Annotated in this window: 13 protein-coding genes; 3 read left to right on the top strand and 10 right to left on the bottom strand. The window is 59.3% G+C overall.

Going from position 1 to position 15,094, the window contains the following annotated elements:
* Positions 1–30: 30 nt before the first annotated feature.
* Positions 31–1,218: a Na+/H+ antiporter NhaA gene (nhaA, locus tag AC1D19_RS16930; RefSeq protein ID WP_477763850.1), complete on the bottom strand. Its 1,188-nt coding sequence runs from the start codon at positions 1,216–1,218 to the stop codon at positions 31–33.
* A 247-nt stretch (positions 1,219–1,465) separates the two neighbouring features.
* Between nhaA and AC1D19_RS16925 the strand changes: the two genes are divergently transcribed.
* The gene (locus tag AC1D19_RS16925; protein ID WP_477763956.1) at positions 1,466–2,563 is read left to right on the top strand and encodes a PLP-dependent cysteine synthase family protein; all 1,098 of its coding nucleotides are present in this window, start codon (positions 1,466–1,468) and stop codon (positions 2,561–2,563) included.
* Between the two features lie 95 nt (positions 2,564–2,658).
* Here AC1D19_RS16925 and AC1D19_RS16920 read toward each other — a convergent pair whose 3' ends face one another.
* From AC1D19_RS16920 to AC1D19_RS16910, 3 genes are all read right to left on the bottom strand, one after another.
* The gene (locus AC1D19_RS16920; protein ID WP_477763849.1) at positions 2,659–4,272 is read right to left on the bottom strand and encodes an NAD(P)/FAD-dependent oxidoreductase; all 1,614 of its coding nucleotides are present in this window, start codon (positions 4,270–4,272) and stop codon (positions 2,659–2,661) included.
* A 107-nt stretch (positions 4,273–4,379) separates the two neighbouring features.
* Positions 4,380–5,048 carry a COG3650 family protein gene (locus AC1D19_RS16915; protein WP_477752961.1) on the bottom strand — a complete coding sequence of 223 codons (669 nt, stop codon included), beginning with the start codon at positions 5,046–5,048 and terminating at the stop codon, positions 4,380–4,382.
* Positions 5,049–5,158: 110 nt separating this feature from the next.
* Positions 5,159–5,755 (bottom strand): short chain dehydrogenase, encoded by a 597-nt coding sequence (locus AC1D19_RS16910; RefSeq protein WP_477752960.1) that lies wholly within the window; start codon positions 5,753–5,755, stop codon positions 5,159–5,161.
* Between the two features lie 106 nt (positions 5,756–5,861).
* On the opposite strand from AC1D19_RS16910, the gene AC1D19_RS16905 reads away from it, so the two are divergent.
* Positions 5,862–6,770 (top strand): LysR family transcriptional regulator, encoded by a 909-nt coding sequence (locus tag AC1D19_RS16905; RefSeq protein ID WP_046041267.1) that lies wholly within the window; start codon positions 5,862–5,864, stop codon positions 6,768–6,770.
* 164 nt (positions 6,771–6,934) lie between these two features.
* Here the strand turns inward: AC1D19_RS16905 and AC1D19_RS16900 are convergent, their stop codons facing one another.
* The 5 genes from AC1D19_RS16900 to AC1D19_RS16880 all read right to left on the bottom strand — a co-directional run bounded on the left by AC1D19_RS16900 (position 6,935) and on the right by AC1D19_RS16880 (position 11,932).
* A complete protein-coding gene (locus tag AC1D19_RS16900) occupies positions 6,935–7,636 on the bottom strand; it encodes an ABC transporter ATP-binding protein (RefSeq protein WP_046043979.1) in 702 nt (233 codons plus the stop codon).
* On the bottom strand, positions 7,637–8,404 hold the full coding sequence (gene livG / locus AC1D19_RS16895; RefSeq protein ID WP_116262161.1) for a high-affinity branched-chain amino acid ABC transporter ATP-binding protein LivG: 768 nt from the start codon (positions 8,402–8,404) through the stop codon (positions 7,637–7,639).
* Positions 8,401–9,657 carry a high-affinity branched-chain amino acid ABC transporter permease LivM gene (locus tag AC1D19_RS16890; RefSeq protein WP_310056572.1) on the bottom strand — a complete coding sequence of 419 codons (1,257 nt, stop codon included), beginning with the start codon at positions 9,655–9,657 and terminating at the stop codon, positions 8,401–8,403. Before AC1D19_RS16890 ends, livG begins: the two co-directional genes overlap by 4 nt.
* On the bottom strand, positions 9,654–10,577 hold the full coding sequence (gene livH / locus AC1D19_RS16885; RefSeq protein ID WP_046043982.1) for a high-affinity branched-chain amino acid ABC transporter permease LivH: 924 nt from the start codon (positions 10,575–10,577) through the stop codon (positions 9,654–9,656). Before livH ends, AC1D19_RS16890 begins: the two co-directional genes overlap by 4 nt.
* Before the next feature lie 227 nt (positions 10,578–10,804).
* Positions 10,805–11,932 carry a branched-chain amino acid ABC transporter substrate-binding protein gene (locus tag AC1D19_RS16880; RefSeq protein WP_477755256.1) on the bottom strand — a complete coding sequence of 376 codons (1,128 nt, stop codon included), beginning with the start codon at positions 11,930–11,932 and terminating at the stop codon, positions 10,805–10,807.
* 352 nt (positions 11,933–12,284) lie between these two features.
* Here AC1D19_RS16880 and AC1D19_RS16875 point away from each other — a divergent pair, with 352 nt between their 5' ends.
* Positions 12,285–12,590: a DUF2288 domain-containing protein gene (locus AC1D19_RS16875; protein ID WP_046043985.1), complete on the top strand. Its 306-nt coding sequence runs from the start codon at positions 12,285–12,287 to the stop codon at positions 12,588–12,590.
* 254 nt (positions 12,591–12,844) lie between these two features.
* Here AC1D19_RS16875 and AC1D19_RS16870 read toward each other — a convergent pair whose 3' ends face one another.
* Positions 12,845–15,040, bottom strand: a complete 2,196-nt coding sequence (locus AC1D19_RS16870; protein ID WP_477763848.1) for a hypothetical protein — start codon at positions 15,038–15,040, stop codon at positions 12,845–12,847.
* Between the last annotated feature and the right edge of the window lie 54 nt (positions 15,041–15,094).

Raw genomic sequence — 15,094 nt, 5'->3', positions numbered from 1 at the left:
TTGATTGGCGCCAGGCGTTATCGCGGTTTATCAGGATGCCAGGCTGGAGTTCTTGCGGCTCGCCATCGCCGTCACCCCATAACCGATCAGCGCGGCCAGAATCGAACCGGTCAGGATCCCCATGCGGTCCATCCCGGCGAAATCACTCACGCCCGGCTCAAAGGCCAGCGAGCCGACAAACAGGCTCATGGTGAAGCCGATGCCGCAGAGAATCGCCACGCCCAATATCTGGCCCCAATTGGCGCCTTGGGGCAGGGCGGCGATACCGGTTTTCACGGCCAGCCAGGTCAGGCCGAAGACACCGACGGTCTTGCCCAGCAACAGCCCGATGGCGATGCCCATGGGGACGTGGTGAGTGAAGCTTTCGACGGTGACACCGCTCAGGGACAGGCCGGCATTGGCAAACGCGAACAGCGGCAGGATGCCGTAGGCGACCCACGGGTGCAGGGCGTGTTCCAGGGTCAGCAATGGCGAGGGCTCGGCATTTTTCGTGCGCAGCGGAATGCAGAAAGCCAGGGTTACACCGGCCAGGGTGGCGTGGACACCGCTCTTGAGCACGCAGACCCAGAGAATCAAGCCAATGATCATGTAGGGCCCGAGCTTGACCACGCCGAGCCGGTTCATCCCGATCAGCGCGGCAATACAGGCCGCGGCCAGCGCCAGGGACAGGGTCGACAGCGCACCGGAATAGAAGATCGCAATGATGATGATCGCGCCGAGGTCGTCGATGATCGCCAGGGTCATCAGGAACAGTTTCAGCGAGACCGGAACGCGTTTGCCCAGCAGCGCCAGCACACCAAGGGCGAAGGCGATGTCGGTAGCGGTCGGGATTGCCCAGCCGTTGAGGGCCGGTGGCGTGTCGCGATTGAGGTACCAGTAGATCAGCGCCGGCACTACCATGCCACCAATCGCCGCCGCGCCAGGCAGGACGATTTGCGACGGTTTGGACAACTGGCCGTCGAGGACTTCGCGCTTCACTTCCAGGCCAATCAGCAGGAAAAACAGCGCCATCAGGCCGTCGTTGATCCACAGCAGCAACGGCTTGGCGATTTTAAGCGCGCCGATCTGCGCCACCACGGGGGTGTCCAGCAGGCCGTTGTACAGCCACGACAGCGGCGAGTTGTTGATGATTAGAGCCAGAACGGCAGCGGCGATCAGTAACAGACCGCTGGCAGCTTCCAACTGAAAGAAACGCGTGAAAGTGCTACGCAGAGGCAAGGTCGCTCTCCATCCGTGAATTCAAAAGGTGTTACACCCTAACAAGTACTGTTAGTTGTTAAAACAAAAGTTATATTCTTTTTTGTTATATGCCGTTACAGAGTGAACCGCCAGTACCGAGCAGAGCCTAGCAGTTGCCGGGCGTATTGGACCTCAGCTGTACCTGTGCTGGATGTAGGTTTTTTCCTAAGCTTGTTGGATGAGCCTCGATAAAAGGCCGACCCCTGCCCGATTCAACGAGAAAACCATCATGAGCGACAACCGACAGTGGTCCCGCGAAGCGATCCGGATCATCGAAGCCGATTTCCAGCGCAGCGCCGACACCCACTTGATCCCCTTGCCGCTGCCGGGTTTTCCAGGCATCGAGTTGTACTTCAAGGATGAATCCAGCCACCCCACGGGCAGTCTCAAGCACCGACTGGCCCGTTCGCTGTTCCTGTACGCGCTGTGTAATGGCTGGCTCAAGCCAGGAGCGCCGGTCATTGAGGCTTCCAGCGGTTCCACGGCGATTTCCGAAGCATACTTCGCGCGCATGCTGGGCTTGCCGTTCATTGCGGTGATGCCGGCGACTACCTCGAAAGAAAAGATCGCGCAAATCGCCTTCTATGGCGGCCAAAGCCACCTGGTGGACGATCCGACCCAGATCTACGCCGAGTCCGAACGACTGGCCCGCGAAAACGACGGGCACTTCATTGACCAGTTCACCTACGCCGAGCGCGCCACCGACTGGCGGGCGAACAACAACATTGCCGAGTCGATCTTTCATCAGATGCGTTTCGAGCAGCATCCCGAGCCGAGCTGGCTGATTTCCAGTCCCGGTACCGGGGGCACCACGGCCACCCTGGGCCGATATGTGCGTTATCGCCAGTATTGCACCCGCGTGCTGTGTGCCGATGCCGAGCGTTCGGTGTTCTTCGATTACTACCAGACCGGCGATGCCAGCCTGCGACTGGACCACGGCTCGCGGATCGAAGGTATCGGCCGGCCGCGTGTGGAGGCGTCGTTTCTGCCCAAGGTGATCGACGCGATGGTCAAGGTGCCGGATGCCTTGTCACTGGCGGCCATGCACTACCTGGCGGAGCGTTTGGGACGCCATGTGGGCGGGTCGAGCGGGACCAACCTGATCGGCGCACTGATGGCCGCTCAGCACATGAAGGCGCAGGGGGAGACGGGGTCGATGGTGGCGATTCTGTGTGACAGCGGCGAGCGCTACGCCACAACCTATTACGATCAGGATTGGCTCAAGGCTCAGGGATATGAGTTGAGTGGTTTGATGGCTGCGGTAGCGGCGACGGTGGAGCGGGGTGAGGCGCTGCCGGCTAGCGTGTTGCGCGCCAATATCTGACACAAATGAAAAGATCGCAGCCTTCGGCAGCTCCTACAGGGAATGGTGTAAATCCTGTAGGAGCTGCCGAAGGCTGCGATCTTTTGCTCTAAGGCTTAAGCCTCCAGGCCGAGGATGTCCCGAGCCACAGCCTCTGCAATCCGAATCCCGTCAACACCCGCCGACAGAATCCCGCCCGCATAACCGGCACCCTCACCGGCCGGGAACAGGCCTTTCACGTTCAGGCTCTGCAACGACTCGTTACGGGTAATGCGCAGCGGTGAGGAGGTTCGGGTCTCGATGCCGGTCAACACCGCGTCGTGCAGCGAGTAACCACGAATCTGCTTCTCGAACGCCGGCAGGGCTTCGCGAATCGCTTCGATGGCGAACGCCGGCAGTGCCAACGCCAGGTCACCCAGGGCTACGCCCGGCTTGTAGGACGGTTCGACGCTGCCCAGTTCGGTGGACGGTTTGCCCGCGATAAAATCGCCGACCAGTTGCGCCGGGGCTTCGTAGTTGCTGCCGCCCAGCACAAAGGCGTGGGATTCCAGGCGCTCCTGCAGCTCGATACCGGCCAGCGGGCCGCCCGGGTAATCGACTTCCGGCGTGATGCCAACGACGATACCGGAGTTGGCATTGCGCTCGTTACGCGAGTACTGGCTCATGCCGTTGGTGACCACGCGGTTCGGCTCGGAAGTCGCTGCCACCACAGTACCGCCCGGGCACATGCAGAAGCTGTAGACCGAGCGGCCGTTCTTGGCGTGGTGCACCAGTTTGTAGTCGGCGGCGCCCAGTTTCGGGTGGCCGGCGTACTTGCCCAGGCGCGCACGGTCGATCAGCGACTGCGGGTGTTCGATGCGGAAACCCACCGAGAACGGCTTGGCTTCCATGAACACACCACGGCCGTGGAGCATGCGGAAAGTGTCGCGGGCGCTGTGGCCAAGGGCCAGGATCACGTGTTTCGAATGAATCTGTTCGCCGCCATTGAGTTCGACGCCGACCAGTTGTCCGTCTTCGATCAGCACGTCGGTGACACGCTGCTGGAAGCGCACTTCACCGCCCAGGGCGCGAATCTGCTCACGCATGTTTTCCACCACGCCGGTCAGACGGAACGTACCGATGTGCGGTTTGCTGACGTAGAGGATTTCTTCCGGGGCACCGGCCATGACGAATTCGTGCAGGACTTTACGACCGAGGAATTTCGGGTCCTTGATCTGGCTGTAGAGCTTGCCGTCGGAGAATGTCCCTGCTCCGCCTTCACCGAACTGCACGTTGGATTCCGGGTTGAGCACGCTTTTGCGCCACAGGCCCCAAGTGTCCTTGGTGCGCTGGCGTACTTCGGTGCCGCGTTCGAGGATGATCGGCTTGAAGCCCATTTGCGCCAGCAGCAGCCCGGCGAAAATCCCGCACGGGCCGAAGCCGACGACGATCGGCCGCGCGCTCAGGTCGGCCGGTGCCTGGCCTACCGCTTTGTAGCTGACATCAGGCGCCACGTTGACGTTACGGTCATCGGCAAACTTGTGCAGGACCAAAGCCTCATCGCGAACTTCAAGGTCGATGGTGTAGATGAAGCACAGCTCGGAGGACTTTTTTCGCGCATCGTAGCTGCGCTTGAACAAGGTGAAATCGAGCAGGTCATCGCTGGCAAGCCCTAAGCGCTGCACGATGGCAGGGCGCAGGTCTTCTTCGGGATGGTCGATCGGCAACTTGAGTTCGGTGATTCGTAACATGGCAGGATCCGGTTCGCGGGGCGCACAACTGCGCCAGGGCGTTTGAAGCCCGCGATTATAAGCCCCAAAGGCAATGCCCAGTGAGGCAAAAACCGCCTCTCGTCGAATCAGTCGTCGCGCGAGCCGCCGAAATACCCGCATCCACGCTGGACCTGGCCGTCAACGCGCAGCTCGGCACTCATGTGCTGGATGCTGCCAGTGCTGCTGTCGACGCAACGTTGCGGCGCAACCCACAGTTCGATGTGTTGGTTATTGGCTTCGGTGCTGAGGTTGAAACGGCCATCGCCCAGTTGCTCTTCCACGTAGGGCACGGCGAGGGGAGGCTGGCCGGCGCGGTCAATGACCATGCCTTTGCCGCTGACCTTGACGTTCCATTCCGGCGTATGGCCGGCGGCGCGCAGGATCAGCAGTTTGAAGTTCGGATCGTCGCACGCGGTGCCTGAGCGCTCGACACGGTACAACTGCTCCAGATCGACCTGACCGTCACCACCGCTGCCGGCCACAACCCGCCCACGCACGTCGGCAAACAGTTTGCCCTGCTTGTCCGCCAGGTTTGCCGCCTGCTGCAGGACGCTGGTACCACCCGTGTCGTTGACCACATAGCGGTTTGCCTGGTTGCACGGCTGGAACAGCAGCTTGCCGTCCGCCGCGGTCAGCTGGCCTTGCATGCGTGTCTGGCCGACGTGGGAGTCGCTCTGCCGTTCACCCTCGAACAACTGGCAAGCGGCGAACAGCGGAAGCAGGGCAACGAGGACTAGGGAACGGGCAACACGCATCTTGGGGTCTCCTGACAAGTGTCGCCACGTTACTCAGGCTGACCGTTCATCACAACCCGTTATTGCCTCCACTATGTACAGGCACTGTCACAACCTGTGTGCTTCGGTCTTCAGATGTGAAAGGTCTGACCGGTCTGCAACCCTTCCACGCTCTTGGCGTAGGCCAATGCAACATCCGCTGCAGGAACCGGCTTGAAGCCACGGAAGTACGGCGCGTATTTGCCCATGGCTTCCACCAGCACGTTCGGACTGATCGAATTCACCCGCAGACCGCGCGGCAGTTCGATGGCGGCGGCGCGGACGAAGCTGTCCAACGCTCCGTTGACCAAGGCTGCCGACGCGCCGCTGTAAATCGGATCGTGACTGAGCACGCCAGTGGTGAAGGTGAACGATGCGCCGTCATTGGCGAACTCGCGGCCGATCAACAGCAGGTTGACCTGGCCCATGAGTTTATCTTTCAGGCCCAGGGTAAAGCTCTCCTCGGTCATCTCATTGAGCGGTGCGAAGGTCACGTTGCCGGCGGCACACACCAGTGCATCGAATTTGCCGGTCTGCTCGAACAGTTTGCGAATCGAGGTGCTGTCGCTGATGTCCACCTGAAAATCGCCGCTGTTACGGCCAATCCGGATGATTTCGTGGCGTTGCGACAGTTCCTTGTCGACTGCCGAACCGATGGTGCCGTTTGCGCCGATCAAAAGAATTTTCATGGGGGCTGATCCTCGTATGGGTTGAACGAGGTATCAGTTTAGGGTGGTTTTTTCCGTAGATAAGCGCACTAATAGGCAACCTTTGGTTTTCAAATGGAAACAATCCATGAGCGAGATGGATGACCTGGCCGCGTTCGCCGTATTGATCGAAGCGGGAAGTTTCACCCTGGCGGCGCAGCAGCTCGGTTGCAGCAAAGGCCAGCTGTCCAAGCGCATCAGCCAGCTAGAAGCGCAGTTTTCCGTGGTGCTGTTGCAACGTACCACCCGCCGCTTGAGCCTGACCGCCGCCGGTGCTGCGTTGTTGCCCCAGGCACAGGCGCTGGTGGTGCAAGTCGAGCGGGCGCGTCAGGCCCTGGCGCGTCTGAAGGACGACATGGCCGGTCCGGTGCGGATGACGGTGCCGGTGTCGCTCGGGGAAACCTTCTTCGATGGGTTGTTGCTGGAGTTCTCCGCCAAATACCCTCAGGTGCAGATTGAGCTGGAGCTCAACAACAGCTACCGCGAACTGTCCCGCGACGGCTTCGATCTGGCGATTCGTTCTGACGTGGCGATTGACCAGCGACTGGTGGCGCGTCCGTTGCTGGCGTGGCAAGAACTGACCTGTGCCAGTCCGGCTTATCTGGAACAATACGGTGAGCCGCAAACGCCCCAGGCGCTGGCCGAACATCGCTGCCTGCTCAACAGCCATTACAGCGGCCGCGAAGAATGGCTGTATCACCAGCAGCATGAATTGTTGCGGGTGCGGGTGTCGGGGCCGTTCGCCAGCAACCACTACAACCTGTTGAAGAAAGCCGCACTGGTCGGTGCCGGTATTGCGCGCCTGCCGTCCTACTGTTTGCCAACGGAGCTGGCGGACGGGCGTTTGCGATGGCTGCTGCGCGATTATCAGACCCGCAGCATGCCGATGTATCTGGTGCATCCGTATCAGGGCGGTTTGCCCAAGCGCACGCAGGTACTGGCGGATTATTTGATCGGGTGGTTCAAGCGCAGCGGGGAGGTGCTGGATCGGCTGTAATCCTCACACGCGCCCTGTAGGAGCTGGCTTGCCAGCGAAGACGGTGGATCAGCCAACATCATCGTTGAATGTGAAAGCGCATTCGCTGGCAAGCCAGCTCCTACAGGAATGTACGCAGGCATAAAAAAACGGCCCGAAGGCCGTTTTCTGTTTAACGCAATGGTTTAGCCACCGAGGTACGCTTCGCGCACTTTCGGGTCGGTCAGCAGTGCTTCGCCGGTGCCTTGCATCACCACCCGGCCGTTCTCCAGCACGTAGGCGCGGTCAGCGATTTTCAGCGCCTGGTTGGCGTTCTGCTCGACCAGGAACACCGTCACACCGTCCTTGCGCAGCTGTTCGATGATGTCGAAGATCTGCTGGATGATGATCGGTGCCAGGCCCAGGGAAGGCTCGTCGAGCAGCAACAGCTTGGGCTTGCTCATCAGCGCACGGCCGATGGCGAGCATTTGCTGTTCGCCACCGGACATGGTGCCGCCACGCTGGGCGAAGCGTTCTTTCAGGCGTGGGAAAAGTCCGAGGACCTTGTCCATCTGTTCCTGATAATCGCCCTTGTCGGTGAAGAAACCACCCATGGAGAGGTTTTCTTCCACGGTCAGGCGGGAAAACACCCGACGACCTTCCGGTACCACGGCGATGCTCTTGCGCATGATCTGCGAGGAGTCCTGACCGACCAGTTCCTCACCCATGTAGCGGATGCTGCCGCTGTGGGCCTGCGGCGAACCGCAGAGCGTCATCAGCAGGGTCGACTTGCCGGCACCGTTGGCGCCGATCAGGGTCACGATCTCGCCCTGACGGACTTCGACGTTGACGCTGTGCAGGGCCTGGATCTTGCCGTAGAAGGTGGAAACGTTTTCGAACTGCAGCATTTACGCTTCCCCCAGGTAGGCTTTGATCACTTCAGGATTGTCGCGGATCTGTTCCGGCGTGCCGTTGGCCAGGGGGGTGCCCTGGTTGATCACGACGATGTGGTCGGAAATGCTCATGACCAGTTTCATGTCGTGTTCGATCAGCAGCACGGTGACGTTGTGCTCCTCACGCAGCACACTGATCAGCGCCTTGAGGTCTTCGGTTTCCTTTGGGTTCAGGCCGGCGGCCGGTTCGTCGAGCATGAGGATCCGCGGACGGGTCATCATGCAGCGGGCGATTTCCAGGCGACGTTGCTGACCGTAGGCCAGGGTGCCGGCCGGACGGTTGGCGAACTCCTTGAGGTGAACCTTTTCCAGCCAGTACTCGGCGTACTCCATGGCCTCGCGTTCGCTTCTGCGAAATGACGGAGTCTTGAACAGGCCGGACAGGAAGTTGGTGTTCAAGTGACGGTGCTGGGCGATCAAGAGGTTCTCGACCGCGGTCATGTCCTTGAACAGCCGCACGTTCTGGAAAGTACGCACCACGCCCTTGAGGGCGATCTTGTGGCCGGGCAGGCCCTCGATGGCCTCGCCGTCCAGCAGGATGCTGCCGCCGCTCGGCTTGTAGAAGCCGGTCAGGCAGTTGAACACGGTGGTCTTGCCGGCGCCATTGGGGCCGATCAGTGCCACGACCTGCTTTTCCTTCACGCTCAGGGCTACGCCGTTGACCGCCAGCAAACCGCCGAAGCGCATGCTCAGATTTTCTACTTTAAGGATCTCGCGGCTCATTTACGCAGCTCCATGTGAGGACGTTGCATGGGCAGCAGACCTTGAGGACGCCAGATCATCATCAGCACCATCAAGGCACCGAACATCAACATGCGGTATTCGCTGAAGTCACGCATCAGCTCGGGCAACAGAATCATTACGACGGCCGCGAGGACCACGCCCAATTGCGAGCCCATGCCGCCCAGCACCACGATGGCGAGGATGGTGGCCGATTCGATGAAGGTAAATGACTCCGGCGTCACCAGACCCTGACGTGCAGCGAAGAAGCTACCGGCAAATCCGGCGAAGCAGGCGCCCAGGGTGAAGGCCGACAGCTTGATCACGGTCGGGTTCAGGCCCAAGGCACGGCAGGCGATTTCGTCTTCACGCAAGGCTTCCCAGGCACGGCCGATCGGCATACGCAGCAGACGGTTGATCACGAACAGCGCGAACAGCGCCAGCAACAGCGCCACCAGGTAGAGGAATACCACCTTGCTGACCGGGTTGTAAGTCAAGCCGAAGTACTCGTGGAAAGTCTGCATGCCTTCGGCGGCCGTTCTATCGAAGCTCAGACCGAACAGCGACGGTTTGGGGATGTTGCTGATGCCGTTCGGTCCGCCCGTGAGGTCCGTCAGGTTACGCAGGAACAGACGGATGATCTCACCGAAGCCCAGGGTCACGATCGCCAGATAGTCACCGCGCAGACGCAGCACCGGGAAGCCCAGCAGGAAGCCGAACGTCGCAGACATCAGTCCGGCGATGGGCAGGCAGATCCAGAAGCTCAGGCCGTAGTAGTGCGACAGCAGCGCATAGCTGTAGGCGCCCACCGCGTAGAAACCGACGTAGCCCAGGTCGAGCAACCCCGCCAGACCGACCACGATGTTCAGGCCCAGACCGAGCAGTACATAGATCAGAATCAGCGTGGCGATATCCACCGCACCGCGCGAGCCGAAGAACGGCCACACCAGAGCGACCACGATCAACCCCATGATGATCCAGCGTTGGGTGCTGGGCAGGGTCATGAAGTGGCTGACCTTCGGCGAAACCAGCGAGCCTTTCGGCGCTGACTTCATCATGGTGCTCCACTGCTTGTCGAACAGCACCCGCAGGAACATCAGCACCGAGCTGGCGGTGATGATGAACAGCGTGGAGGTACTGGCACCCAGTACTTCGAGGTTGATGCCGGCGATGGACAGTTTCAGACCGAGTACCGGATAGGCCACGGCCCAGACCAGCAGGGCGCTGAACAGCGCTTGTTTAAGATTCCTAGTCATACTTTCTCAATCTCCGGACGCCCCAACAGGCCGGTTGGCCGGAATAACAACACCAGAACCAGAAGGCCGAAAGCCACCACGTCCTTGTACTGGTCACCGAATATATCGGCACCGAATGCTTCCGCCACCCCCAGCACCAGACCACCGAGCATGGCGCCCGGAATGCTGCCGATGCCACCCAGTACCGCCGCGGTAAAGGCCTTGAGGCCCACCAGGAATCCGGCGTTCGGGTTGATCACGCCATACTGCATGCTGAGCAATACAGCCGCCACGGCCGCCAGGGCGGCACCGATAACGAAGGTCAGGGCGATGATGTTGTTGGTGTTGATGCCCAGCAGGTTGGCCATCTTGATGTCTTCGGCACAGGCCCGGCAGGCACGTCCCAAGCGTGAACGCGAGATGAACTGGGTGAGGCAGAGCATCACCACCAGGGTCACCACGAACACCAGGATCTGCATGTAGGAAATCAGCACTTCCTGTGCTCCGCCCGGACCGAAACTGAAGCTGCCCGGAATCAGGTTGGGGATCGATTTGTCCTTGGAGTCCTGCGAGAGCAGTACGGAGTTTTGCAGGAAGATCGACATGCCGATGGCCGAGATCAGCGGGATCAGGCGGTTACTGCCCCGCAGGGGGCGGTAGGCGATCCGTTCGATGCTGTAGCCGTAGGCACTGGTTACAACGATGGTCGCCAGGAATGCGGCGGTCATCAACAGTGGCAGAGAATGGATACCCAGCATGGCCAGTCCGGCAAGGACGATGAAGGCCACGTAGGAGCCGATCATGTAGACCTCGCCATGGGCGAAGTTGATCATTCCAATAATGCCGTAAACCATTGTGTAGCCAATGGCAATCAGGGCATAGGTGCTGCCAATGGTCAGACCATTAACCAGCTGTTGGAAGAAGTGATAGATCTCAGGCATTACAACGCTCCTAAAAACCTGATACGCATTTCACTGGTGGAGTCATGTTCCGGCCCGGGCTGTGTGGTCTGTAGCCACCTTCGCACGAGCGTTTGCCAGCGAACCGCTGGTGACGGTTTTAAGATTTTCAGGTAAGTCAGCTCCCGGATCGCGGGACTCTGACCTATTAACCTCGTAAAACAAAGCCCACTGCTTGCGCAGTGGGCTCTATTACTTATGGAGCCAGTTTACTGAGGCGAAACTTCGGTCTTTGGTTTACCGAAATGCCACTGATAAACCACGAACTTGAAGTCCTTCAGGTCGCCCTTTTCGTCGAACGACAGGTCGCCGGTCGGAGTCTTGAAGGTGCCTTTGTGAATGGCTTCAGCCACCTTGGCGGTGTCTTCGCTCTTCGCTGCCTTGATGCCTTCGGCGATCACTTCGACAGCCGAGTAGGCCGGGAACACGAACGGGCCGGTCGGGTCCTGTTTCTTGGCGGCGAACGCCTCAACCAGCGCCTTGTTGGACGGGTCCTGGTCGAAAGACTTCGGCAGGGTCACCAACAGGCCTTCGGAAGCGTCCTGGGCGATTTGCGAGATGGAGTCGTTGCCCACACCTTCAGGCCCCATGAACTTGGCGTTCAGGCCCTTTTCCTTGGATTGACGCAGGATCAGGCCCAGTTCCGGGTGGTAGCCGCCGTAGTAGACGAAGTCGACGTTGGCTTGCTTGAGCTTCTGGATGATCGAGGAGAAGTCCTTGTCACCAGCGTTGAGGCCTTCGAACACGGCAACCTTGACGCCTTTGCCTTCGAGGGTTTTCTTCACGGAAGTGGCGATGCCTTCACCGTATTGCTGTTTGTCGTGCAGCACAGCAACGATTTTCGGTTTTACGTGGTTGGCGATGTAGTTACCGGCAGCAGGGCCCTGGGCGCTGTCCAGGCCGATGGTGCGGAACACCATTTTGTAACCACGTGCGGTGATGTCCGGGCTGGTGGCAGCCGGGGTGATCATGATCACGCCTTCGTCTTCGTAGATGTCCGAAGCCGGTTGAGTGGAGCTGGAGCAGAGGTGACCGACAACGAATTTCACACCATCGTTGACCACTTTGTTGGCGACGGCCACGGCTTGTTTAGGGTCGCACGCGTCGTCGTATTCCTTGGCTTCGAGCATCTTTCCGTCGACGCCGCCCTTGGCGTTGATCTGCTCGATGGCCATCTTGGCACCGATGAACTGCATGTCGCCGTATTGAGTGACCGGGCCGGTTTTAGGGCCTGCGATGCCGATCTTGATGGTGTCAGCTGCGAACGAATGGCTGGCAACCCCGGCCAGAACCATAGCGGCAAACAGTTTGGAAATCTGCTTAGTAGCCTTAGTCATAGTGCTCCACTCTTACTGTTGTAGTTTTTATAGTCCTGGCGCCGATGGCAGCAGAACCGGGTCAGATATCCACGACATCCCCCCGGAAATGCCCCCCGGCAACTGTACCGGTACAGTGTAGAGCGCCGATTGTCAGCCTGGGAAGGCGGCGCCGGGGGGCAAAACCTGCAGGTGTCGCTTTATTGAAAGAAAAAGACAGAATTGCGGCGGGGGTGTTGAAGGGCTTATAGCCGGATTCAGTGCATTCCCTGGCTTTACTGCGCTTTTCATTTCGGTCACTCAATTGCATCCGGGTTTTTCTGCCAGACCAGCGACGTTATCATTCGCGTCGATTTCTTTTCCGGACAGTCCCATGAATCAAGAACCTAGCACCCTCTATGCCAAGCTGCTTGGTGAAACCGCATCTATTACCTGGAAAGAGCTGGAGCCGTTCTTCGCCAAGGGTGCCCTATTGTGGGTCGATCCCGGCCTGGATTTGATCGCCGCCGCCGAGGCCGTGGCCCAGGATGAAGGGGAGAAAGTGGCCGCCTGGCTGGCTGCTGACAAACTCGCCAAGCTCTCTGAAACACGGGCGCTGGATCTTTTTGAACGTGATCCACAGTTGTGGGCCGTGGTTGTTTCGCCGTGGATTCTGGTCCAGGAAAGGGCGCAGGCTTGAAAGATTGCACCTGTTTAGTGCGTTCATTTCAGGGGGAAAAGTGTGTAGCCGGGTAGCGTGATGGCATGTTGCCGTAGAGAAAGGCCACAGCTTCACGGTGACGTAAACGTAACGGGAACAGTTGAGAGGGCAACTGAACGGCTGCTCAATTGTTTCTGGATGTGGATAAAAGAAAAAGATCGCAGCCTGCGGCAGCTCCTACAGGGCCAGGTGTACGCCCGTAGGAGCTGCCGCAGGCTGCGATCTTTTCAGGTTTAAGCCGTCTTGCCCGTATGGTTGTTCAACGAAATGACCTTGGTCTTGCCAATGCGGTGACGGTAGATCTCGCGCAGGTACTTGATCGCTTTCTTCACACAGTCGCGCGACAGGCGGATGTCGTTGATCGAGACGAATTTTTCCTTGTCGTTGATCAGCTCACGGTACTTCTTCTCATACATCGGTTTGATCGCGTACCAGTTGGTATCGAGGATCTTCGCCGGGTTCTCGAATTCGTTGAGCAAGTCGTCGATGCGGCCTTCGTCGAATTCCTCCTGGACGATGAAGTCCAGGATCGAGTTGTCCAGGGTTTCGTCGAAACGGTAGGCAGACTTCGCAAAGCAGCGCTTGATGAAGGCCACGATCAGTGTCAGGAAGTCGTCCGACAGGCACGGGCTCTTGGCGATCAGGGTGGTCAGCGACAGGTTGGCCGAGGCACCGATCACCAGCGCGTAGCGCTTGAGCGTGGTGTTGGGGAACAGGCTGTTGAGGTGAGTCTTCAACCGGTTCAAATCCATATAGGACAGCTTGTAGTCCTTCGGCAAGGAAACGATCGACACCACCGACGAGCAATTCTTGAAGAAGTGCAGGTCGTGCAGGGCCGCCGCGTCGTAACCCGAGTTCTTGTACTGCTCCAGCGACGCGCGATAGCGTTTGGACTCGATCGGTAACAGGCTGATGCCTTCGATGGCCTGGGTGACCTTGTTGAAGTGCGGCAGGTCGATCGAACGGAAGAACAGGTCATCGATGTTCAGACGCTGCGGCTCTTTCTCGAACACCTTGAATTTGTCGCTGCTCGGCGGCGGGGTTTCCGGCACTACGGACTCTGCGTAGGCAATCGCCACCGGGCCGGCCAGGCTCATGAACAGGTCGTTGGCGTCCAGGCGGATGGTTTCGCCGATGTCGATGCCGGCGCGACGGAAATAGTTCTGGTCGTAGTCGGTGGTCACCGCCTGGGCCGTCAGAATGTTGAAGATCTGCTGTGAGATGTATTGGTTGGCATGCTTTTCCATGGCATTGACATCAATGTTCTGGATATTGCCGTCATCGTTCTCTTCGGCGTAACGCATGATGTCGTTGGAGATCAGCATCATCGCGTTCCATGGGCGGATGCGGCCCATGACGCTGGCTTCGCTGCTGTCTTCGTTGGCGAAGTTGTAGGAGAAGTCCCACTCTTCCGACAGGTACTTGCACAGCAGGCGGCCGGCATTGATGTGCAGGGCCTCGGACATTTCACTGCGGTGATCGGAAATGTTCGGCAGTACACAGATGCCACTGGTGAAGATCGGTTCGAAGACGAAGGCGTGGCCGCTCTTGCTGTCGTGCTCGTCCATCGGTTTGGTGTCGAACGTCTTGTTCATGTACGAGTGCTGCTGGGCCAGGCCGAATTCCGAGGCCATGCCCGAGCCGGTACCGCCGCCGGCACTGAAGATCGAGAAATACAGGCGCGACTGGTTGGCCTTGATGCCGCAGCTGTCGATCAGGTACGAGTGGATCATCTTCCAGTCAGGGCTGGAGAAACGCTGGGTGTCCTTGTTCAGGATGATCTTGGCCAGGTACTGACCGAGGATCGGCGCGTTACCGGCGCCACCGGCGTGGACTTCCGACAAGTCCATGATTTTCATCTTGCTGTAGTCGCGCAGGAAGCCGCTTTTTTCGCCCTTGCGCGAGAAACGGATGCGTCCGGCGATGTCCTTGTCCAGGTCGCCGAGCATCACCAGCGGCTCGACCAGAAACACCGGCTTGGTGTTTTTGTTCTGGCCCAGGCGCAGGTTGTTGCGGATCCACTGGGCCGGGCTGTAGCCCTTTTCGGCAAAACGCTTGTCCGGCGACAGGCGATCTTCGTTGTTGAATTCGTTGAGGTAGAACTTGCGGGCGTTGTACACCAGCTCCGCCACGTCCAGCGCAATGTTCGAGCCGCAGCGGCCCAGGCCGATCAGGCACACCGACGGGAATTCCTGATCGTTGTGCTGTTCGCTGTCGCCTTCCAGGTGCGGAGCGCGCGGGAACACCATGTCGCGCAGGCCGTCGAGGTTATCGAGGATGCGGTCGGTGTTGGTTTCGGTGAAGTACAGGTATTGCTGGGTCGCCAACGGGCGGGAGTGAGTCAATGGCTTCGGTGATGACGGGCTGTTGGCCGCGGGGCTCAACGTCAGATCGGTTACTGCAGTGGCCGGGTTGTTTTTAGAAGTCATGGTTCGCCATCTACCTGGGCTGATTGGTTGGCCGACTCGCTGTCGTCGAACCGT

Source organism: Pseudomonas sp. P1_C12, from assembly GCF_056406435.1.
The sequence above is the reverse complement of the archived record's forward strand: the minus strand, read 5'-3'. Positions and strand labels throughout refer to the sequence as shown.